Here is a 475-nt window from a genome sequence, read left to right on the forward strand (position 1 = left end):
CTGCCAAGGCATCCACCGTCTACGCTTAGTCACTTAACCATACAACCCCAAAAGGTCTTGCATGAAAACAACTAAGGTTTTGTTTTTGCCGGACTCAAATAGAAGCTTTGTCGTTATTGATTTAATAAGACAAAGTCCAAGCACACTTGATTGTGTGAGTGACATGATATGTCACTGATTGAGAACTTTACTGTCATTCTTAAAGAATGACTTGTCAGCTTTCCAGATTGTTAAAGAGCATGTCGTTTGTCATTAGACAAACCACTTTGTAATCACATTCGTAAATGCATTTATAAAGTGGCGTCCCATAGGGGAGTCGAACCCCTGTTACCGCCGTGAAAGGGCGGTGTCCTAGGCCTCTAGACGAATGGGACACGCTGATATGTTTGGGAACATATCCTCTTATAACTTCAACCTATACAATCTGTGTGAACACTCGCAAGAATAGCGTCAGTAAGGAGGTGATCCAGCCCCA

Annotated in this window: 1 tRNA gene; it reads right to left on the reverse strand. The window is 42.5% G+C overall.

Going from position 1 to position 475, the window contains the following annotated elements:
- Positions 1–298 precede the first annotated feature (298 nt).
- Positions 299–374 (reverse strand) — tRNA-Glu (locus HLG76_RS14665).
- Between the last annotated feature and the right edge of the window lie 101 nt (positions 375–475).

The organism is Salinivibrio sp. EAGSL (assembly GCF_013366455.1).
Classification (GTDB): domain Bacteria; phylum Pseudomonadota; class Gammaproteobacteria; order Enterobacterales; family Vibrionaceae; genus Salinivibrio; species Salinivibrio costicola.